The sequence below is a fragment of the Leucobacter sp. L43 genome, assembly GCF_016597785.1.
GTDB classification, from domain to species: domain Bacteria; phylum Actinomycetota; class Actinomycetes; order Actinomycetales; family Microbacteriaceae; genus Leucobacter; species Leucobacter alluvii.
Genome location: NZ_JAENJG010000001.1, coordinates 1,011,992 through 1,030,987, shown reverse-complemented (window position 1 = coordinate 1,030,987; position 18,996 = coordinate 1,011,992). Strand labels below are relative to the sequence as shown.

At 64.9% G+C, this 18,996-nt stretch carries 31 protein-coding genes; all 31 read left to right on the top strand.

Going from position 1 to position 18,996, the window contains the following annotated elements:
* Nucleotides 1-61: 61 nt before the first annotated feature.
* The 31 genes from JE033_RS04875 to rplQ all read left to right on the top strand — a co-directional run bounded on the left by JE033_RS04875 (nt 62) and on the right by rplQ (nt 18,919).
* Complete coding sequence (locus JE033_RS04875; protein WP_090147476.1) at nt 62-1,861, top strand: nucleoside-diphosphate sugar epimerase/dehydratase; 1,800 nt, start codon at nt 62-64, stop codon at nt 1,859-1,861.
* The gene (locus tag JE033_RS04870) at nt 1,858-2,880 is read left to right on the top strand and encodes a UDP-phosphate alpha-N-acetyl-D-fucosaminephosphotransferase (protein ID WP_200329811.1); all 1,023 of its coding nucleotides are present in this window, start codon (nt 1,858-1,860) and stop codon (nt 2,878-2,880) included. Before JE033_RS04875 ends, JE033_RS04870 begins: the two co-directional genes overlap by 4 nt.
* A gap of 363 nt (nt 2,881-3,243) precedes the next feature.
* Complete coding sequence (rpsJ, locus tag JE033_RS04865; RefSeq protein WP_010156393.1) at nt 3,244-3,552, top strand: 30S ribosomal protein S10; 309 nt, start codon at nt 3,244-3,246, stop codon at nt 3,550-3,552.
* Between the two features lie 14 nt (nt 3,553-3,566).
* The gene (gene rplC, locus JE033_RS04860; protein WP_090147108.1) at nt 3,567-4,220 is read left to right on the top strand and encodes a 50S ribosomal protein L3; all 654 of its coding nucleotides are present in this window, start codon (nt 3,567-3,569) and stop codon (nt 4,218-4,220) included.
* Between the two features lie 3 nt (nt 4,221-4,223).
* Nucleotides 4,224-4,877, top strand: coding sequence for a 50S ribosomal protein L4 (rplD, locus tag JE033_RS04855; RefSeq protein ID WP_010156395.1), 654 nt, complete (start codon nt 4,224-4,226; stop codon nt 4,875-4,877).
* Nucleotides 4,874-5,173, top strand: a complete 300-nt coding sequence (gene rplW, locus JE033_RS04850) for a 50S ribosomal protein L23 (protein ID WP_010156396.1) — start codon at nt 4,874-4,876, stop codon at nt 5,171-5,173. The genes rplD and rplW overlap by 4 nt, the downstream gene beginning before the upstream one ends.
* Before the next feature lie 22 nt (nt 5,174-5,195).
* Nucleotides 5,196-6,032, top strand: a complete 837-nt coding sequence (rplB, locus tag JE033_RS04845; protein ID WP_090147110.1) for a 50S ribosomal protein L2 — start codon at nt 5,196-5,198, stop codon at nt 6,030-6,032.
* A gap of 24 nt (nt 6,033-6,056) precedes the next feature.
* On the top strand, nt 6,057-6,338 hold the full coding sequence (rpsS, locus tag JE033_RS04840) for a 30S ribosomal protein S19 (protein WP_010156398.1): 282 nt from the start codon (nt 6,057-6,059) through the stop codon (nt 6,336-6,338).
* 25 nt (nt 6,339-6,363) lie between these two features.
* Nucleotides 6,364-6,744, top strand: a complete 381-nt coding sequence (gene rplV / locus JE033_RS04835) for a 50S ribosomal protein L22 (protein WP_090147112.1) — start codon at nt 6,364-6,366, stop codon at nt 6,742-6,744.
* Nucleotides 6,745-6,746: 2 nt separating this feature from the next.
* Nucleotides 6,747-7,505, top strand: a complete 759-nt coding sequence (rpsC, locus tag JE033_RS04830; protein ID WP_053352794.1) for a 30S ribosomal protein S3 — start codon at nt 6,747-6,749, stop codon at nt 7,503-7,505.
* 2 nt (nt 7,506-7,507) lie between these two features.
* Nucleotides 7,508-7,927 carry a 50S ribosomal protein L16 gene (gene rplP / locus JE033_RS04825; RefSeq protein WP_090147114.1) on the top strand — a complete coding sequence of 140 codons (420 nt, stop codon included), beginning with the start codon at nt 7,508-7,510 and terminating at the stop codon, nt 7,925-7,927.
* Nucleotides 7,927-8,232 (top strand): 50S ribosomal protein L29, encoded by a 306-nt coding sequence (gene rpmC, locus JE033_RS04820; RefSeq protein WP_010156404.1) that lies wholly within the window; start codon nt 7,927-7,929, stop codon nt 8,230-8,232. The genes rplP and rpmC overlap by 1 nt, the downstream gene beginning before the upstream one ends.
* Nucleotides 8,233-8,234: 2 nt before the next feature.
* Complete coding sequence (gene rpsQ, locus JE033_RS04815) at nt 8,235-8,507, top strand: 30S ribosomal protein S17 (protein WP_010156405.1); 273 nt, start codon at nt 8,235-8,237, stop codon at nt 8,505-8,507.
* A gap of 32 nt (nt 8,508-8,539) precedes the next feature.
* On the top strand, nt 8,540-8,908 hold the full coding sequence (gene rplN / locus JE033_RS04810) for a 50S ribosomal protein L14 (RefSeq protein WP_058594067.1): 369 nt from the start codon (nt 8,540-8,542) through the stop codon (nt 8,906-8,908).
* Between the two features lie 4 nt (nt 8,909-8,912).
* On the top strand, nt 8,913-9,278 hold the full coding sequence (gene rplX, locus JE033_RS04805; protein WP_090147116.1) for a 50S ribosomal protein L24: 366 nt from the start codon (nt 8,913-8,915) through the stop codon (nt 9,276-9,278).
* Complete coding sequence (rplE, locus tag JE033_RS04800; RefSeq protein WP_010156408.1) at nt 9,275-9,844, top strand: 50S ribosomal protein L5; 570 nt, start codon at nt 9,275-9,277, stop codon at nt 9,842-9,844. The genes rplX and rplE overlap by 4 nt, the downstream gene beginning before the upstream one ends.
* A 118-nt stretch (nt 9,845-9,962) precedes the next feature.
* Nucleotides 9,963-10,361, top strand: coding sequence for a 30S ribosomal protein S8 (gene rpsH, locus JE033_RS04795; RefSeq protein ID WP_010156409.1), 399 nt, complete (start codon nt 9,963-9,965; stop codon nt 10,359-10,361).
* 6 nt (nt 10,362-10,367) lie between these two features.
* Nucleotides 10,368-10,904 (top strand): 50S ribosomal protein L6, encoded by a 537-nt coding sequence (rplF, locus tag JE033_RS04790; protein WP_090147118.1) that lies wholly within the window; start codon nt 10,368-10,370, stop codon nt 10,902-10,904.
* A 3-nt stretch (nt 10,905-10,907) separates the two neighbouring features.
* On the top strand, nt 10,908-11,282 hold the full coding sequence (rplR, locus tag JE033_RS04785; RefSeq protein WP_010156412.1) for a 50S ribosomal protein L18: 375 nt from the start codon (nt 10,908-10,910) through the stop codon (nt 11,280-11,282).
* Nucleotides 11,279-11,989, top strand: a complete 711-nt coding sequence (rpsE, locus tag JE033_RS14625; RefSeq protein WP_090147120.1) for a 30S ribosomal protein S5 — start codon at nt 11,279-11,281, stop codon at nt 11,987-11,989. The genes rplR and rpsE overlap by 4 nt, the downstream gene beginning before the upstream one ends.
* The gene (gene rpmD, locus JE033_RS04775) at nt 11,989-12,177 is read left to right on the top strand and encodes a 50S ribosomal protein L30 (RefSeq protein ID WP_090147122.1); all 189 of its coding nucleotides are present in this window, start codon (nt 11,989-11,991) and stop codon (nt 12,175-12,177) included. The genes rpsE and rpmD overlap by 1 nt, the downstream gene beginning before the upstream one ends.
* Entirely contained in the window at nt 12,174-12,635 is a 462-nt protein-coding gene (gene rplO, locus JE033_RS04770; protein ID WP_090147125.1) for a 50S ribosomal protein L15, read from the top strand. The genes rpmD and rplO overlap by 4 nt, the downstream gene beginning before the upstream one ends.
* 212 nt (nt 12,636-12,847) lie before the next feature.
* On the top strand, nt 12,848-14,173 hold the full coding sequence (secY, locus tag JE033_RS04765) for a preprotein translocase subunit SecY (protein ID WP_090147129.1): 1,326 nt from the start codon (nt 12,848-12,850) through the stop codon (nt 14,171-14,173).
* The gene (locus JE033_RS04760) at nt 14,170-14,769 is read left to right on the top strand and encodes an adenylate kinase (RefSeq protein ID WP_200329809.1); all 600 of its coding nucleotides are present in this window, start codon (nt 14,170-14,172) and stop codon (nt 14,767-14,769) included. The genes secY and JE033_RS04760 overlap by 4 nt, the downstream gene beginning before the upstream one ends.
* Before the next feature lie 3 nt (nt 14,770-14,772).
* Nucleotides 14,773-15,615, top strand: a complete 843-nt coding sequence (gene map / locus JE033_RS04755; RefSeq protein ID WP_200329808.1) for a type I methionyl aminopeptidase — start codon at nt 14,773-14,775, stop codon at nt 15,613-15,615.
* A 192-nt stretch (nt 15,616-15,807) separates the two neighbouring features.
* Entirely contained in the window at nt 15,808-16,029 is a 222-nt protein-coding gene (gene infA, locus JE033_RS04750) for a translation initiation factor IF-1 (protein ID WP_010156420.1), read from the top strand.
* Nucleotides 16,030-16,098: 69 nt separating this feature from the next.
* Complete coding sequence (gene rpmJ, locus JE033_RS04745; RefSeq protein ID WP_005050492.1) at nt 16,099-16,215, top strand: 50S ribosomal protein L36; 117 nt, start codon at nt 16,099-16,101, stop codon at nt 16,213-16,215.
* A gap of 221 nt (nt 16,216-16,436) precedes the next feature.
* Nucleotides 16,437-16,805 carry a 30S ribosomal protein S13 gene (gene rpsM / locus JE033_RS04740; RefSeq protein ID WP_090147134.1) on the top strand — a complete coding sequence of 123 codons (369 nt, stop codon included), beginning with the start codon at nt 16,437-16,439 and terminating at the stop codon, nt 16,803-16,805.
* 47 nt (nt 16,806-16,852) lie between these two features.
* A complete protein-coding gene (rpsK, locus tag JE033_RS04735) occupies nt 16,853-17,251 on the top strand; it encodes a 30S ribosomal protein S11 (protein ID WP_010156423.1) in 399 nt (132 codons plus the stop codon).
* A 153-nt stretch (nt 17,252-17,404) separates the two neighbouring features.
* Nucleotides 17,405-18,391 (top strand): DNA-directed RNA polymerase subunit alpha, encoded by a 987-nt coding sequence (locus tag JE033_RS04730; protein WP_058594071.1) that lies wholly within the window; start codon nt 17,405-17,407, stop codon nt 18,389-18,391.
* Nucleotides 18,392-18,436: 45 nt separating this feature from the next.
* Nucleotides 18,437-18,919 (top strand): 50S ribosomal protein L17, encoded by a 483-nt coding sequence (rplQ, locus tag JE033_RS04725; RefSeq protein ID WP_200329806.1) that lies wholly within the window; start codon nt 18,437-18,439, stop codon nt 18,917-18,919.
* Nucleotides 18,920-18,996 lie beyond the last annotated feature (77 nt).

The window sequence follows — 18,996 nt, the reverse complement described above, 5'->3', positions numbered from 1 at the left end:
TATTCTCGAAGCTGATCCACGCCCGATGTCACCGGATTCGGGCGGAACGAAGGGAGCCCACGTGCCGCAGTCCGCCGCGGGCCGAATCGGCCACTTCGCCCGGCAGTACGGCGTCCTGTTCCTCGCCGACGCCGGAGCGTGGGGTGTCGGAATCCTTGCAGCGCTCGTGCTGCGGTTCGATTTCAACCTGATGAGGATCCACTGGGGGTGGACGCTCGTCGTCATCGGCGTCACGGTGCTGCTCCAGCTCGTGGTCGGCTGGCTCTCCTGGTTGTACCGCAACCGATACCAGATCGGCAGCTTCGACGAGGTGCGGGTGCTCGTGCTCGATATCACCGCGGTGATGGTCGTCGCATGGCTGTTCGCGTACCTGGTCGGGTACGGAAACGGCATTCCACGCAGCACGCTCTTCATCGCGGCGCCGATCACCTTCAGCCTGATGGGGGTCGCGCGATACGTGATGCGCCTGTACCAGGAGCGCCAGATGCTGCCCGGCTCGGAGGCGGAGCGCACACTGCTGTACGGCGCGGGATATCTCGGTGTGCAGACCGCGAAGCGCCTGCTCACGGACGCGAAGGGCTCGGCGCTCCCGGTGGGCTTCATCGACGACGACCCGAAGAAGCGCCGGCAGGAAGTGCGCGGCGTGCGGGTACTTGGCGGCTTCGACGACCTGGCGGAGGTCGCTCGGCTCACGCGTGCCACGAAGCTCATCATCTGCATCGGCGACGCCGACGCGGGACTGATGCGCCGCGTCGATGAGGCCGCGAACCGCGCGGGGATGACGGCGATGGTGCTGCCGCCGCTCGACCAGATCCTCCGAAACAACTCGGTGATCTCCGACGTGCGGCAGCTCTCCATCGAGGATCTCATCGGCCGGCACCCGGTACGGCTCGAGACCGAGTCGATCGCCTCGTACCTCCAGGATCGGCGGGTGCTGGTCACAGGGGCCGGCGGGTCGATCGGGTCCGAGCTCTGCCGGCAGCTCGCTCGATTCGCGCCGCGGGAACTCATCATGCTCGACCGAGACGAGACGGCGCTGCAGGAGACGCAGCTGTCGATCAGCGGTCACGGTCTGCTCGATACCCAGGACGTGGTGCTCGCCGACATCCGAGACGCCGGAGCCCTCGAGCGCCTGTTCCGCGAACGGCGACCGGAGGTGGTCTTCCACGCCGCGGCCCTCAAGCATCTGCCGATGCTCGAACAGTACCCGGATGAGGCGTGGAAGACGAACGTGCTCGGAACGCTGAACGTGTTGCGCGCGGCGCAGGCGGCAGAGGTCGGGACGTTCGTCAACATCTCGACGGACAAGGCCGCGAATCCGACGAGCGTGCTCGGACACTCGAAGCGCGTGGCGGAGAAGCTGACCGCCTGGATGGCGGAGCACACGGGTCAGCGGTACCTCTCGGTGCGCTTCGGGAACGTGATCGGCAGCCGCGGATCGATGCTTCCGACATTCCGGAAGCTGATCGAGGCCGGTGGCCCCGTGACCGTGACGCATCCGAACGTGACCAGGTTCTTCATGACGATCCCTGAGGCGTGCCAGTTGGTCGTGCAGGCGGGCGGCATCGGTCGCCCCGGAGAAGTGCTGATCCTCGACATGGGGGAGCCGGTGAGCATTCTCGACGTGGCGAAGCGAATGATCGCGCAGTCCGGCCGCGACGTCGACATCGTCTTCACCGGACTCCGGCACGGCGAGAAGCTGCACGAGGAGCTTGTCGGGGAGGGAGAGGGCGATGAGCGCCCCTATCACCCGAAGATCTCCCACGCGAGGGTCGATTCCATTTCGCCTGCGGTGCTCGATCACGAGGGATGGGTCGCGCGAATGGACCTGACCGCGGCGGCTGAGGAGCGGGTGCAGTGACGCCGTTCGCGATCGCCCTGGTTGCGGGCGTTCTCGCACTCGTCCTGAGCATCCTGCTGCCGTACCTCGTGCGGCCCCTGCTCGTGCGGCTCGGCATCATGGACGTCCCCAACGAGCGCTCCTCTCACGAGCGCCCGGTGCTGCGCGGCCTCGGGTTGGCCGTGCTCATCGCGATGGGCGCGGCCGGCGGGTTCGCGGTGGTCGCGCAGCACACCGGAGCGGGGGACACGCGGCTCCTGCTGACGGTCGTCGTCGGTTCGTTCGCTGCAGGGCTGCTCGGATTCGCCGAAGATCTCTGGGGGCTGAGCGTGGGGGTCCGCAGCGTCCTGCTGCTGGTGATCGCACTCACTTCAGCGGTCGCGATCCTCGTTCTCGCCGGTCCCGGCCTCCCGCTCTGGGGAGCGCTGCTCCTGGCGATCTACGCGGTGCTCTTCATCTCGAGCTACATCAACGTCGCGAACTTCATGGACGGATTGAACGGCATCAGCGGGTTCCACGGCGTCATCGCAGGTCTGACGTTCGCGGCAGCAGGTTGGTTCCTCGGGCTTCCCTGGCTACTCGCGGCCGGCCTCGTTCTCGCCGCCGGATTCGGCGGCTTCCTCCCGTGGAACCTGACGAAACCCGGAGCGTTCCTGGGCGATGTCGGGAGCTATCTGCTCGGCGGTGCGACGGCGATCACGAGTTTCGCTGCGCTGGTGGCCGGGGTTCCGCTGCTGGCGACGATCGGGCCCATGGTGATCTACTTCGGCGACGTCGCGGTGACGCTCGTGAAGCGCGTGCGGGCCGGGCGCCGCTGGGATGAACCGCACAAGGAGCATACGTACCAGCGGATTCAGCAGCTGGGATATTCGCACGTGCAGGCCTCTGCGATGACGGCCGGCGCAACACTTGCCACCTCGCTGCTCGGACTCGGGTCCGTGTTCACCAGTACGGCGGGTGCGATCGCGCTGTTCGGTGCGGGTCTCGCCGTCCTGGTGCTCTACCTGCTGCTCCCGAGACTCCTGCCGCGTCGCGGCTGACGAGCGCGACACGCCCGGGTTGCACGGCGGCGTCCCCCGTGCGAGAATAGACAGGTTCAGTACTCCGCGCCTCGGTGCGGATCACTGCCAGGCAGTGCATAACCGCCCCGCTCGCTCGGGGTTCCGGTTAGGCCGCGGGTAGCGAACGAGACCTGCACGCCGTTCGGCGGCCAGACGTGAGTCCGGCCGCTTTCGTGCGCGCGGGGCCGCCTCGCCCGTCCATACGGGCCGGCCGGTTTTGACAGGTGAACAGAGACCCAGCACGAAGCGCGAAAGCGCTGCAGCCAGGGCGCTGGTACGTAAGACGTCCAATGCCACGACCTCCGGGTGGTGGTACGACGCAAGTAGAAAGTAGAGAGTCACATGGCGGGACAGAAGATCCGCATCCGACTGAAGTCGTATGACCACGAGGTCATCGACAGCTCCGCGCGCAAGATCGTCGACACGGTGACCCGCGCGGGTGCGACCGTGATCGGCCCCGTGCCGCTCCCGACGGAGAAGAACGTGATCGCAGTGATCCGTTCGCCCCACAAGTACAAGGACAGCCGCGAGCACTTCGAGAAGCGCACGCACAAGCGTCTCATCGACATCGTCGATCCCACCCCGAAGGCTGTCGATTCGCTCATGCGTCTTGACCTGCCTGCCGACGTCAACATCGAGATCAAGCTCTAAGGGGGGATCCGGACATGTCAGTAGTACGTAACGTGAAGGGTCTTCTGGGCACCAAGCTCGGTATGACGCAGGTATGGGACGAGAACGGGAACGTCGTTCCCGTGACCGTCATCGAGGTGGCACCGAACGTCGTCACCCAGATCCGCACCGCAGAGGTCGACGGCTACAGCGCCGTGCAGATCGCCGCCGGTCAGATCGACCCCCGCAAGGTGAACAAGCCGACCGCAGGTCACTTCGAGAAGGCCGGCGTCACGCCGCGCCGTCACCTCACCGAGGTCCGCACCTCCGATGCGTCGGAGTACGCGCTCGGTCAGGAGCTCACCGTCGACGGCACCTTCGAAGCCGGTCAGCTGATCGACGTCGTCGGCACCTCGAAGGGCAAGGGCTTCGCCGGCGCCATGAAGCGTCACAACTTCAAGGGCGTTGGCGCGTCGCACGGCGCGCACCGCAACCACCGCAAGCCCGGCTCGATCGGTGGCGCAGCCACTCCCGGTCGTGTCTTCAAGGGCCAGCGCATGCCCGGTCGCATGGGTGGCGAGCGCGTCACCGTGCAGAACCTCACCGTTCAGGCGGTCGACGCCGAGAAGGGTCTCATCCTGGTCAAGGGTGCGGTTCCCGGAGCGCGCGGTCGTCTCGTATTCGTTCGCAACGCAGTGAAGGGGGCGTAGTTCATGGCTACCGCTACCAAGCTCGAGGTGTTCGACGCTCAGGGCAAGAAGGCCGGGTCGGTTGACCTTCCCGAGACCATCTTCGGTGTCGACCCCAACATCCCGCTGATCCACCAGGTGGTCACCGCTCAGCTCGCAGCTGCGCGTCAGGGTACGCACAAGACCAAGAACCGCGGCGAGGTCTCCGGTTCGGGTGTCAAGCCGTTCAAGCAGAAGGGCACCGGCCGCGCTCGTCAGGGTTCGGTTCGCGCTCCTGAGCACCGCGGCGGCGGCGTCGTGCACGGCCCCGTGCCGCGCGACTACGCTCAGCGCACCCCAAAGAAGATGATCGCCGCTGCGCTTCGCGGCCTGCTGTCGGATCGCGCCCGCGCGAACCGTCTGCACGTCGTCGAGACGTTCGGCATCGCCGACAAGCCCAGCACGAAGGCTGCTCGCGAGTTCCTCGCGTCGGTCGCGCCGGGCAAGCGCGTGCTCGTGGTCATCACCCGTGAAGATGAGTTGACGGCGCTCAGCGTTCGCAACCTGGCGCACGTTCACGTGCTGTTCCAGGATCAGCTCAACGCCTACGACGTGGTCGTCAGCGACGATCTCGTCTTCACCAAGGCCGCCTTCGACGCATTCGTCGATGGCCGTGCCGCTCAGGAGGACACGAAGTGAGCTTGAACAAGTCCGCACACGACGTCATCATCCGCCCGATCGTCTCGGAGAAGAGCTACGGTCTCATCGACGCCAACGGCCAGTACACCTTCGAGGTGCAGCCCGAGTCGAACAAGACCGAGATCAAGCTCGCCGTCGAGGAGGTCTTCAATGTGAAGGTCGCCAAGGTCCGCACGCTGACCCGCAAGGGCAAGTCCCGTCGAACGAAGTTCGGTCTGGGCAAGCGCAAGGACACGAAGCGCGCCATCGTCACCCTGAAGTCGGGCTCCATCGACATCTTCACGGCTGCGCTGTAGAAGGGGCGAAGAGGAACACATCATGGCAATTCGCAAGTACAAGCCGACGACCCCGGGTCGTCGTGGCTCGAGCGTTGCTGATTTCGCTGAAATCACCCGCTCGACGCCTGAGAAGTCGCTGCTCCGTCCGCTCCCCAAGACCGGCGGCCGCAACAACCAGGGCCGGATCACCACCCGTCACATCGGTGGTGGCCACAAGCGCCAGTACCGCGTCATCGACTTCCGTCGTCATGACAAGGACGGCGTGGACGCCAAGGTCGCGCACATCGAGTACGACCCGAACCGCACGGCGCGCATCGCGCTGCTGCATTTCGTGGACGGCACGAAGCGCTACATCATCGCGCCGAACAAGCTCAAGCAGGGCGACGTCGTCGAGTCGGGTTCCGGTGCTGACATCAAGCCCGGCAACAACCTGCCGCTGCGCAACATCCCGACCGGTACGGTCATCCACGCGATCGAGCTGAAGCCGGGCGGGGGAGCGAAGCTCGCTCGTTCCGCAGGTGCGTCGGTTCGCCTCGTGGCGAAGGACGGCCCCTACGCCCAGCTGCGTCTGCCGTCGGGCGAGATCCGCAACGTCGACGCGCGCTGCCGCGCGACCGTCGGCGAGGTGGGCAACGCCGAGCAGTCGAACATCAACTGGGGCAAGGCCGGCCGCATGCGCTGGAAGGGCGTCCGCCCGACCGTGCGTGGTGTCGTCATGAACCCGGTGGATCACCCCCACGGTGGTGGCGAAGGCCGCACCTCCGGTGGTCGTCACCCGGTCAGCCCCTGGGGCCAGAAGGAAGGCCGTACGCGCCATCCGAACAAGGAAAGCGACAAGCTCATCGTGCGTCGCCGCAACGCTGGCAAGAAGCGTTAGTCGACAGGTAGGAGAGAGTAGAAGATGCCTCGTAGTCTCAAGAAGGGCCCCTTCGTCGATAACCACCTGTTGAACAAGGTGATTGTCCAGAACGAAGCTGGCTCCAAGAACGTGATCAAGACCTGGTCGCGCCGCTCGATGATCATCCCGGCAATGCTGGGACACACCATCGCGGTGCACGACGGTCGGAAGCACATCCCCGTGTTCGTAACGGAGACCATGGTCGGTCACAAGCTGGGCGAATTCGCGCCCACGCGTACCTTCCGCGGTCACGTGAAAGACGACAAGAAGGGCCGTCGCCGCTAAGCGGTGACGTGAAGGAGGAAGAGAAATGGTGGAGTCGACCGCACGTCTGCGTCACATCCGCATCACCCCCCAGAAGGCCCGTCGTGTCATTGACCTGGTCCGTGGGAAGAACGCTCAGGAGGCACTCGCCATCCTGAAGTTCGCCCCGCAGGCCGCAGCGGAGCCGATTTTCAAGCTCGTCGCTTCGGCGATCGCGAATGCGCGCGTCAAGGCCGACAAGGAGAACCTGCGTCTCAACGAGGACGAGCTCGTCGTAGCTCGTGCATTCGTGGACGAGGGCGCAACGCTCAAGCGTTTCCGCCCCCGTGCTCAGGGCCGCGCATTCCGTATCAACAAGCGCACCAGCCACATCACTGTCGTGCTGCAGACGGCTGATGAGCTCGCCGCCGTGAAGAAGGGAGCCTAGGTATGGGCCAGAAGATTCATCCCTATGGCTTCCGCCTCGGGATCACCACCGATCACGTGTCGCGTTGGTTCTCGGACTCGACGAAGGCCGGGCAGCGCTACGCTGACTACCTCGCCGAGGACATCAAGATCCGTCAGCACCTGACGAAGCAGCTCGACCGTGCGGGCGTGTCCCGCGTGGAGATCGAGCGCACCCGTGACCGTGTTCGCGTGGACATCCACTCGGCACGTCCCGGTATCGTCATCGGTCGTCGCGGCGCCGAGGCCGAGCGCATCCGCGCTGACCTCGAGAAGCTCACCGGCAAGCAGATCCAGCTCAACATCCTCGAGGTCAAGAACCCCGAGGCTGACGCTCAGCTCGTCGCACAGGGCATCGCCGAGCAGCTCGCTGCTCGCGTGGCGTTCCGCCGTGCGATGCGCAAGGGTCTGCAGGGCGCTCAGCGCGCCGGCGCCAAGGGCATCCGCATCCAGGTCTCCGGCCGCCTCGGCGGCGCCGAGATGAGCCGTTCGGAGTTCTACCGCGAAGGCCGTGTGCCGCTGCACACGCTCCGCGCGAACATCGACTACGGCTTCTACGAGGCGAAGACCACCTTCGGTCGTATCGGCGTGAAGGTCTGGATCTACAAGGGCGACCTGACCAACAAGGAACTCGCTCGTGAGCAGGCGGCCCAGAAGCCGTCGCGCGACCGCGGCGACCGCCGCCGTGCACCCCGTGGTGCACAGGCCGAGGCTGCACCCGCTGCAGCAGGAGCGGAGAAGTAAGCATGCTGATTCCCCGTCGAGTCAAGTACCGCAAGCAGCACCACCCGAGCCGCACCGGTCAGTCCAAGGGCGGTAACGAGATCGCCTTCGGCGAGTTCGGTATCCAGGCACTGACCCCCGCCTACGTGACCAACCGTCAGATCGAGTCCGCTCGTATCGCCATGACGCGTCACATCAAGCGTGGCGGCAAGGTGTGGATCAACATCTACCCCGATCGTCCCCTGACCAAGAAGCCTGCGGAAACCCGCATGGGTTCGGGTAAGGGCTCGCCCGAGTGGTGGGTTGCCAATGTCAAGCCGGGCCGCGTCCTCTTCGAGGTCGCCGGTGTCGATGAGGAGCTCGCACGCGAGGCGCTCACCCGCGCCATCCACAAGCTGCCCCTCAAGGCCCGCATTATCAAGCGCGAGGAGGGCGACGCGTAATGGCGATCGGTACCAAAGAACTGGCCATCACCGAGCTCGATAGTTTCGAGAACGAGCGGTTGGCCGAAGAGCTCAAGAAGGCGAAGGGCGAACTCTTCAACCTTCGCTTCCAGTCGGCTACCGGCCAGCTGGAAAGCCACGGCCGTGTTCGTCAGGTGAAGCGCGACATCGCTCGCATCTACACCGTGCTGCGCGAGCGTGAGCTCGGCATTCGTGCCACCCCTGCTGCTGCGCCCGCAAAGGCGAAGAAGAGCAGCAAGAAGACCGAGCAGGCGGATGCCGCCGCTGAGACGAAGGAGGCCTAGACATGGCTGAGGTCGAGAAGGAACAGCGCGGCTACCGTAAGGCCCGCCGCGGCTATGTCGTCAGCGACAAGATGGAGAAGACCATCGTTGTCGAGGTCGAGGACCGTGTGAAGCACCCGCTGTACGGCAAGGTGCTCCGCCGCTCGTCGAAGGTCAAGGCCCACGACGAGCAGAACACGGCCGGTATCGGCGATCTCGTGCTCATCCACGAGACCCGGCCGCTGAGCGCTTCTAAGCGCTGGCGTCTGGTCGAGGTCCTCGAGAAGGCGAAGTAAGCCCTCGGGCTTACTCAGTGAAGGAGTAGCAAGTGATTCAGCAGGAATCCCGACTCAAGGTGGCCGACAACAGCGGCGCCAAGGAGTTGCTCACGATCCGTGTCCTCGGTGGCTCGAAGCGTCGTTACGCCGGTCTCGGCGACACGATCGTCGCGACCGTCAAGGACGCGATCCCCGGTGGCAACGTCAAGAAGGGCGATGTGGTCAAGGCCGTCATCGTCCGGACGCGCAAGTCGACCCGTCGTGGTGACGGATCGTACATCGCGTTCGACGAGAACGCCGCCGTTATCCTCAAGGCCGACGGGGAGCCCCGCGGCACCCGCATCTTCGGGCCGGTCGGACGTGAACTCCGCGACAAGCGGTTCATGAAGATCGTCTCGCTCGCACCGGAGGTGATCTAGTCCTATGGGCGCAAAGATCAAGAAGGGTGACCTCGTCGAGGTCATCTCTGGCCCGTCGCAGGAACGCGGCGGCTACAAGGGCAAGCAGGGTCGAGTAATCGAGGTCCTGTCCGAAACCGATCGCATCGTGGTGGAGGGCGTCAACTTCGTCACCAAGCATGTGCGCGTCGGCCAGTCGGACCGTGGCACCCGCGAGGGTGGCATCGAGACCGTCGAGGCTCCGATCCACGTGTCCAACGTCGCAGTCGTCGACCCCGAGACGAAGAAGCCGACTCGCGTCGGGTTCCGCGTCGAGGAAGTCGAAAAGGACGGCAAGAAGAAGACTGTTCGCGTTCGTTTCGCGAAGAAGTCCGGGAAGGATCTCGCATGACCGAGACTGCAGCGACCACCGCTCAGCCCCGCCTGAAGCAGAAGTACCGCTCCGAGATCGTTCCGCAGCTGCGCGAAGAGTTCGGCTACGCCAACATCATGCAGGTTCCCGGCGTCGTCAAGGTCGTCGTGAACACCGGTGTCGGTGAAGCCGCTCGCGACAGCAAGGTGATCGAGGGCGCGATCGCCGATCTCGTGAAGATCACCGGTCAGAAGCCCATGGTCACCAAGGCTCGCAAGTCCATCGCGCAGTTCAAGCTGCGCGAGGGCCAGGCGATCGGTGCTCACGTCACGCTCCGTGGCGATCGGTCGTGGGAGTTCCTCGACCGCCTGGTGAACCTGGCTCTGCCCCGTATCCGCGATTTCCGTGGCCTTTCGCCGCGCCAGTTCGATGGAAACGGCAACTACACCTTCGGTTTGACCGAGCAGAGTGTGTTCCACGAGATCGATCAGGATAAGATTGATCGCGTGCGTGGGTTCGACATCACTGTCGTGACCACCGCGAAGACCGACGATGAGGGCCGTGCGCTGCTTCGCGCGCTCGGCTTCCCCTTCAAGTCGGAATAACTGAATAGTCCAAACGGCGAGGGTGCTCGGGAATCCCCGGGCACCCAATCCGTGTGTCACCCAGGTCATGCGTCGGTGTACCGGCGTATGAAACCAGGCGAGAAAGAAAGAGTCACTCATGACGATGACTGATCCGGTAGCAGATATGCTGACCCGGCTGCGCAACGCAAACTCTGCGCATCATGACGACGTTTCGCTCCCCGGCTCGAAGCTGAAGGAGCGGATCGCTGAGATCCTCAAGCGCGAAGGCTACATCCAGGACTGGAAGGTCGAGGCCGCACGCGTGGGCACGACCATCACCATGTCGCTGAAGTACGGCCCGAACCGCGAGCGTTCGATCGAGGGCATCAAGCGGGTCTCCAAGCCCGGCCTTCGCGTGTACGCGGGCTCGACCGAGATCCCGAGCGTGCTCGGCGGACTCGGCATCGCGATCCTGTCCACCTCCTCGGGTCTGTTGACTGACCGCGAGGCTGAGCAGAAGGGCGTTGGCGGGGAAGTCCTCGCTTACGTGTGGTAAGGCGTCATGTCACGTATTGGTAAGCTTCCCATCGCCGTTCCCGGCGGTGTAGATGTCAAGATCGACGGCCAGAAGGTCACGGTCAAGGGCGCGAAGGGCGAGCTCTCGCTCGTCGTCGCAGATCCCATCCGCGTCGCACTCGAGGACGGTCAGGTGCTCGTCACCCGCCCGAACGACGAGCGCGATTCCCGAGCGCTGCACGGCCTCAGCCGCACGCTCATCAACAACAACATCATCGGCGTCACCGAGGGCTACACCAAGCAGCTCGAGGTCGTCGGCACGGGATACCGTGTGCAGCAGAAGGGCACCGGCCTCGAGCTCGCGCTCGGCTTCTCGCACCCGGTCAACGTGGACGCCCCCGAGGGCATCACGCTCGCGGTCGAGGGCAACACCAAGATCACCGTCAGCGGGATCTCGAAGCAGGCTGTCGGCGAGGCCGCAGCCAACATCCGCAAGCTGAAGAAGCCGGAGCCCTACAAGGGCAAGGGCATTCGCTACGCGGGCGAGGTTGTCCGTCGCAAGGCAGGAAAGGCTGGTAAGTAACCCATGGCCGCTTCAGTATCCCGGGCTAAGGGTCGGTCGGCTGCGCGCGTTCGCCGCCACACCCGCCTGCGCAAGAAGATCGTCGGCACGGAGGTTCGCCCCCGTCTCGTCGTCAACCGCTCATCCCGCCACGTCTTCGTACAGGTCGTCGATGACTCGAAGGGTCTCACCCTCGCTTCGGCTTCGACCATGGAAGCCGATCTGCGTTCGTTCGACGGCGACAAGACCGCCAAGGCCCGCAAGGTCGGCGAACTCGTCGCTGAGCGCGCCAAGGGCGCCGGCATCGACGCTGTGGTATTCGACCGCGGCGGCAGCAAGTACGCCGGTCGCGTCGCAGCGATCGCCGATGGCGCTCGCGAAGGGGGGCTGACCCTGTGAGCAACGAAACGAAGGAGCAGCAAGTGTCTGCAGAGGCCCAGTCTGAGACGACGGCCGGGCAGGCCGCTCCGGCTCAGGATCACCGCAACGAGCCGCGCGAGCAGCGTCGCGGGAGCCGCGATCGCGGAACCCGCAACGAGCGCGGCGGCCGCGACCGCAACGAGAGCCAGTTCCTCGAGCGCGTCGTCACCATCAACCGCGTCTCGAAGGTCGTCAAGGGCGGCCGTCGCTTCAGCTTCACCGCGCTCGTCGTGGTGGGCGATGGCAACGGAACCGTCGGCGTCGGCTACGGCAAGGCGAAGGAGGTGCCTCTCGCCATCGCAAAGGGTGTCGAAGAGGCCAAGAAGAACTTCTTCCGCGTGCCCCGCGTCGGCAGCACCATCCCGCACCCCGTGCAGGGCGAGGCCGCAGCCGGTGTCGTACTTCTGCGTCCGGCAGCAGCAGGTACCGGTGTTATCGCCGGTGGCCCGGTGCGCGCCGTACTCGAGTGCGCCGGCATCCACGATGTGCTGAGCAAGTCGCTCGGTTCGTCGAACACCCTGAACATCGTGCATGCGACCGTTGAGGCACTGCAGCAGCTCGAGGAGCCCCGCTCCGTCGCAGCTCGCCGCGGCCTCGACTTCGACCGCGTCGCTCCGGCCCGCATCGTGCGCGCTGAGGCGAAGGCCGCGGCCGACGCTGCCGCGAAGGCAAAGGCAGGTGCGTAATGGCGAAGAGCCTGAAGGTTACGCAGACGAAGTCCGTCATCAGTGAAAAGCAGAACCAGCGCGACACGCTGCGGAGCTTGGGTCTCAAGAAGATCGGCCAGTCGGTCGTTCGTGAAGACACTCAGGCCAACCGAGGCTACATTCGCGCGGTCGCTCACCTGGTAGTGGTTGAGGAGATCGACGTATGAGCGAGAACAACGAGGAGCGTGAGTCGGTGCTGAAGGCGCACCACCTCCGTCCGGCTCCCGGTTCCAAGAAGGCCAAGACCCGCGTGGGTCGTGGCGAGGCATCGAAGGGCAAGACCGCAGGCCGCGGTACCAAGGGCACCAAGGCTCGGTACCAGGTCAAGGTCGGCTTCGAGGGTGGGCAGATGCCGCTGCATATGCGCACCCCGAAGCTCCGCGGGTTCAAGAACCCGTTCCGCACCGAGTACCAGGTGGTGAACGTCGCGAAGCTCGCTGAGCTCTACCCCCAGGGTGGCGACGTCACCGTCGAGGATCTCGTGGCCAAGGGCGCCGTTCGCAAGAACCAGCCCGTCAAGGTGCTGGGCAACGGCGACCTCCAGGTCAAGCTCAACGTGCAGGTCGACAAGGTCTCGAGCTCCGCTGAGCAGAAGATCGTCGCCGCAGGCGGAGCAGTGAAGTAACGGTCCATTCGGACCAGCAACACCCTCGGGGATCTCCCGAGTAGCGGGGGCTCGGCGGGGACGGCATTCATGCCGTTCCCGCCCACCCCCGCTGTCTTGTTTCATCCGCCAATCACGGCGATGGCTCGGTCACGCGGCACACGCCGTGTAGGCTGGAGCAATTGGTTCTCGTCGGTAGGCGAAGCCCCTTACGACGTTCCAGGAGGCAGATTTTGTTCAGCGCCATCGGACGGATCTTCCGGACACCCGATTTGCGGCGGAAGATCGTCTTCACGCTCGCCATCGTGTCGTTGTTCCGGCTCGGGTCATTCATCCCAGCACCGTTCGTAGACTTCAACAACGTTCAAGCGTGCCTGGTGGCGAACCAGAACCAGGGCAGCTCGGGCCTCTACGACATGATCAACCTCTTCAGCGGTGGAGCACTGCTGCAGCTGTCGATCTTCGCGCTCGGCATCATGCCGTACATCACGGCATCGATCATCACGCAGCTGCTCCGCGTCGTGATCCCGCACTTCGAGGCGCTCCACAAGGAAGGCCAGGCCGGCCAGGCGAAGCTGACGCAGTACACGCGCTACCTGACCATCGCGCTCGCAATCCTGCAGTCGACGACGCTCATCACCGTCGCGCGTTCGGGACAGCTCTTCGGCGCCGCCGCCAACCAGGCGTGCCAGAATCTCGTCTCCCAGGAATGGTGGGCGGTGCTGATCATGATCATCACGATGACGGCCGGTACCGGCCTCATCATGTGGTTCGGCGAACTGATCACCGAGCGAGGCGTCGGCAACGGCATGTCGCTCCTCATCTTCACCTCGATCGCGGCAACCTTCCCCGGCGCCATGTGGGTCATCAAGGAGTCGCGCGGCTGGGAAGTGTTCTTCATAGTTCTCGGGGTGGGCCTGCTGGTGGTAGCGGCTGTCGTCTTCGTCGAGCAGTCGCAGCGTCGCATTCCGGTGCAGTACGCCAAGCGCGTCGTCGGGCGCCGTACGTACGGCGGAAGCAGTACCTACATCCCGATCAAGGTCAACATGGCGGGCGTGATCCCCGTGATCTTCGCTTCGGCGATCCTGTACCTGCCGATGCTCATCACGCAGTTCAACCAACCGCAGATCGGCGAGGACCCGAAGCCGTGGGTGGTCTGGATCCAGAACAACCTGGTCTACGGCGACCAGCCGTTCTACATGCTCGTCTTCTTCCTCCTCGTCATCGGCTTCACCTTCTTCTACGTGCAGATCACGTTCAACCCGGAAGAAGTCTCCGACAACATGAAGCAGTACGGAGGGTTCATCCCGGGCATCCGCGCCGGTCGGCCGACCGCGGAGTACCTCAACTACGTGCTCACCCGCATCACCAGCGCAGGATCGCTCTACCTCGGTGTCATCGCACTGCTTCCGCTCGTCGCGCTCTCGTTCTTCGGGGCGAACCAGAACTTCCCGTTCGGCGGTGCATCGATCCTCATCATCGTGGGTGTCGGGCTCGAGACCGTGAAGCAGATCGACGCGCAGCTGCAGCAGCGCCACTACGAAGGGCTCCTCAAGTGACCGCAGAGACGACCGCGCGACTGCTCATCATCGGCCCGCCCGGAGCCGGCAAGGGCACGCAGGCCGGTCGCATCGCAGCGCGCTACCAGGTTCCGGCGATTTCCACCGGTGACATCTTCCGCGCCAACATCCAGGGCGGTACGGAACTGGGGCAGCAGGTGCAGGCCATCATCGAACAGGGCGAGCTGGTGCCAGACGAGCTCACGAACCGCATTGTCGCCGATCGCCTCTCGCAGGACGACGCGGCTTCGGGATTCCTGCTCGACGGGTACCCGCGAACAGTCGACCAGGTGCACGCCCTCGACGGGATGCTCAACGGCTCGTCGCTCGACGCCGTCGTGCTGCTCGAAGCGGACCCAGAGGAGGTCGTGGCACGTCTGCTCAAGCGGGCGGCGGTCGAGGGGCGCTCCGATGACACCGAAGAGGTCATTCGTCATCGCCAGGACGTGTACGCCGAGCAGACCGCACCGCTCATCGAGCTGTTCTCCAAGCGTGGCATCCTCGTCTCCGTCGACGGGCTCGGCTCCGTCGACGAGGTGTCGGAGCGGATCGCTGAGGGCCTCGCTGCGCAGCTGAACGCGCGAGTCGGGCAGTAGCCCTTGGCGCGTCGAGGCCTGCTGCGACGTTCGATCTACAAGACGCCGGCGCAGCTCCGCCAGATGATCGCTCCCGGTCGCGCCACGGCGGCCGCGCTCTCCGCGATGCGGGCAGAGGTCGCTCCCGGAATCACCCCGCTCGAGCTCGACGCGATCGCTGAGCGCGCCGTCCGGCAGCACGGCGGATCTCCGAACTTCATGCTGGAGCCCGGGTACCGCCACACGATCTGCGCGAACGTGAATGAGCACGTCGTTCATGCGATCCCGACAGATCGTCCGCTCGAAGCGGGCGACATCGTCGCTCTCGATGCCGGGGCAGTGGTAGACGGGTGGCACGGAGACGCTGCATTCACAGCGGTGCTGCCCGACCACGCCGACCCGGAGCGGACGTCGGCCAACCAGCATCTCAGCGATGTCACCGAGCAGGCGATGTGGCGGGGGATCGCGCGTCTCGCTTCGGCATCCCACCTCGGAGAGGTCGGAGAAGCCGTCGCCGCCTACGTCAGAGCCCACAGCAGTTTCGGGGTGCTCGAGGACTACATCGGTCACGGCATCGGTCGCAGCATGCACGAGGATCCTCCGGTGTTCAACGTGCCGACGCGCCGACGCGGACCGGAGGTGAAGCCGGGGCTCGTCGTCGCGATCGAACCCATCATCTCGGCCGGCGGGATCGACACCGTGGTCGAGAACGACGACTGGACGGTGACGATCGCCGACGGATCCATGAGCGCGCAGTGGGAGCACAGCGTCGCCGTGCACGAGCGCGGCATCTGGGTGCTCACCGCACCCGACGGGGGAGCGAGCGGTCTCGAGCCGCTCGGCGTCCGGCCCGTGCCGTTCGTCTAGGGACGCAGGAATCGCGTCCGCCACGACGCGACACTCGGCGAGCTTTACAAAAGGCGACACGCCGAGTACTCTTGATCTTTGGTGCTTTGCGCCTGCTTTTGCGTTCGCGCCGACCGTAGTCGGACCGCGGTCGGAGACGCAGAAGCTGAGCATTCGCATGACCAGTACACCTACGCAAGCGATAGTGAGGCTATGGCGAAGAAAGACGGCGTCATCGAGATCGAGGGACACATCGTCGAGGCTCTGCCCAACGCGATGTTCCGCGTCGAGTTGACCAATGGACACAAAGTGCTCGCTCATATCTCAGGCAAAATGCGTCAGCACTACATCCGCATCCTTCCCGAGGATCGCGTGATCGTTGAGCTGACGCCCTACGATCTGACCCGCGGCCGTATCGTCTACCGCTACAAGTAGGTCGCTGGGAAGTAACGACTCGCGGCACTCCGCGAGTACGAGGACAGCGATACACACGAAGGAACCATCATGAAGGTCAATCCCAGCGTCAAGCCGATCTGCGATCACTGCAAGGTCATTCGCCGCCACGGACGCGTCATGGTGATCTGCAAGAGCAACCCGCGCCACAAGCAGCGCCAGGGCTGAGTCCCTGCCGTCGCCGGCGGTTCTGCAGAACACACAACTGAATATCTGATCCAGCGCATCGAAGAACCTGCGCGGATCTCATGGAATCGGAACGCGCAGCGTCCGTGAGAGATCCGCGGTGAGCTCACCAGCCCGCCTCATTTCGAGCAGGGGACACCTCGGGCCGGAGGCCCGAACCCCCGATGCGCACCACACCTCCACGATCCGCAAGGAGAGCCAACATGGCACGTCTCGCAGGAGTCGACATCCCACGCGATAAGCGCGTTGAGATCGCACTCACTTACATCTACGGCGTCGGGCGCACGAGCGCGCTCAAGACGCTCGCCGACACCAGCATCGATGGCAACATCCGCGTCAAGGACCTGTCGGATGAGCAGCTGGTCGCGCTTCGCGATTACATCGAAGGCAACTTCAAGGTTGAGGGCGATCTTCGCCGCGAGGTCGCAGCCGATATCCGCCGCAAGGTGGAGACCGGCAGCTACCAGGGGCTCCGCCACCGGAAGGGCCTGCCTGTGCACGGTCAGCGCACCAAGACGAACGCTCGTACCCGCAAGGGCCCGAAGCGCACCGTCGCCGGCAAGAAGAAGTAACGCCGGTCCGTTAGACCTACACACAGAGCTTTTCAGGAGAACACTCAATGGCTGCACCAAAGACCGCGGCTCGCAAGCCGCGTCGCAAGGACAAGAAGAACGTCGCCGTGGGCCAGGCCCACATCAAGTCGACCTTCAACAACACGATCGTCTCGATCACCGACACCACCGGTGCCGTGATCAGCTGGGCCTCCTCAGGCGGCGTCGGCTTCAAAGGTTCGCGCAAGTCGACCCCGTTCGCCGCTCAGCTCGCCGCTGAGTCCGCTGCGCGCAAGGCGCAGGAGCACGGCATGAAGAAGGTCGACATCTTCGTCAAGGGTCCGGGCTCGGGCCGCGAGACCGCGATCCGCTCGCTGCAGGCCGCTGGCCTCGAGGTGGGTTCGATCAACGATGTGACGCCGCAGACGCACAACGGCTGCCGTCCGCCGAAGCGTCGCCGCGTCTGATCGGAAGGTCGCGCCGGCGCGAGCCGGCGCGACTGCCGCCCCAGTGGCGGCGATCCGTCGTATCCAGCACCGGCCCTCCCCGGTGCTTCAGCCCACTTCAATCCCGATACCGCATGAGTCATATAGCGGACTCCAGCGAAAGGATCACACACCGTGCTGATTGCACAGCGACCCACTCTGACTGAAGAATCGATTTCCGAGTTCCGTTCGCGTTTCGCCATCGAGCCGCTTGAGCCCGGCTTCGGCTACACGCTCGGCAACTCGCTGCGTCGTACCCTGCTGTCGTCCATCCCCGGCGCCGCGGTCACGAGCGTGCGTTTCGAGGGCGTCGCCCACGAGTTCACGACCATCCCGGGCGTGACCGAGGACGTCACCGAGATCATCCTCAACATCAAGGATCTCGTCGTCTCGAGCGAGCATGACGAGCCGATCACCGCGTACCTCCGGAAGACCGGCGCCGGCGAGGTCACCGCCGCCGACATCTCGGCTCCGGCGGGTGTCGAGGTGCACAACCCCGAGCTCGTCATCGCAACGCTCAGCGACTCGGCTCAGTTCGAACTCGAACTGACGATCGAGCGCGGCCGCGGATACGTCTCGGCCGCTCAGAACCGCAACGAGGACGCTGAGGTCGGCCGTATCCCGGTCGACTCCATCTACTCGCCGGTGCTGAAGGTCACGTACCGCGTCGAAGCGACCCGAGCCGGCGAGCGCACCGACTTCGACCGCCTGGTCGTCGATGTCGAGTCGAAGCCCGCCATCTCCCCGCGCGACGCGATCGCGTCTGCAGGTTCGACGCTCGTCGAGCTCTTCGGGCTCGCGCGCGAGCTGAACACCGCGGCCGAGGGCGTCGAGATCGGCCCCGCGCCGGTCGAGGTCGTCGCGGAGGGTGAGCTCTCGATCCCGATCGAGGATCTGGATCTCTCGGTGCGCAGCTACAACTGCCTCAAGCGCGAGGGCATTAACACGGTGAGCGAGCTGGTAGCGCTCTCCGAGGCGCAGCTGATGAACATTCGCAACTTCGGCCAGAAGTCGGTCTTCGAGGTGCGCGACAAGCTCACCGAGATGGGCCTCTCGCTCAAGGACGCGGTGCCCGGGTTCGACGGTGCGCAGTTCTACAGCTACGAAGACGACAACAACTAACGGTTCGGCACTGTCCGCCCGACCGCACACTTACTGGAGTAAATAATGCCCAAGCCCAACAAGGGCCCCCGCCTCGGAGGCGGCCCCGCACACGAGCGTCTGATGCTGAACCAGCTGGCTTCGCAGCTCTTCGAGCACAAGCGCATTCAGACGACGGAGACGAAGGCCAAGCGCCTGCAGCCCGTCGCCGAGCGCCTTGTCACCTTCGCGAAGCGGGGAGACCTGCACTCGCGTCGTCGCGTCATGCGTCAGATCCTCGACAAGTCGGTTGTCCACGAGCTCTTCACGGAGATCGCACCGCTCGTCGAGAACCGCGAGGGCGGGTACACCCGCATCGTCAAGACCGGATTCCGCAAGGGCGATCGTGCCCCGCTCGCCGTGATCGAGCTCGTGCTCGAGCCGGTCACGCCGAAGCCGAAGGCTGAGAAGCCCGCCGCTCCGGTTGCAGAAGAGCCCGCTGAGGAGACCACCACCGAGGCGCCCGCTGAGGAGACCACCGAGGCACCCTCCGAGGAGAAGGCCGAGTAGCCTCCTCGTTCGACTGTTCGAAAGCCCCCGTTGCCGTTCTGCGCACCGGGGGCTTTCGGGTTGCAGGGGCGCCGGTT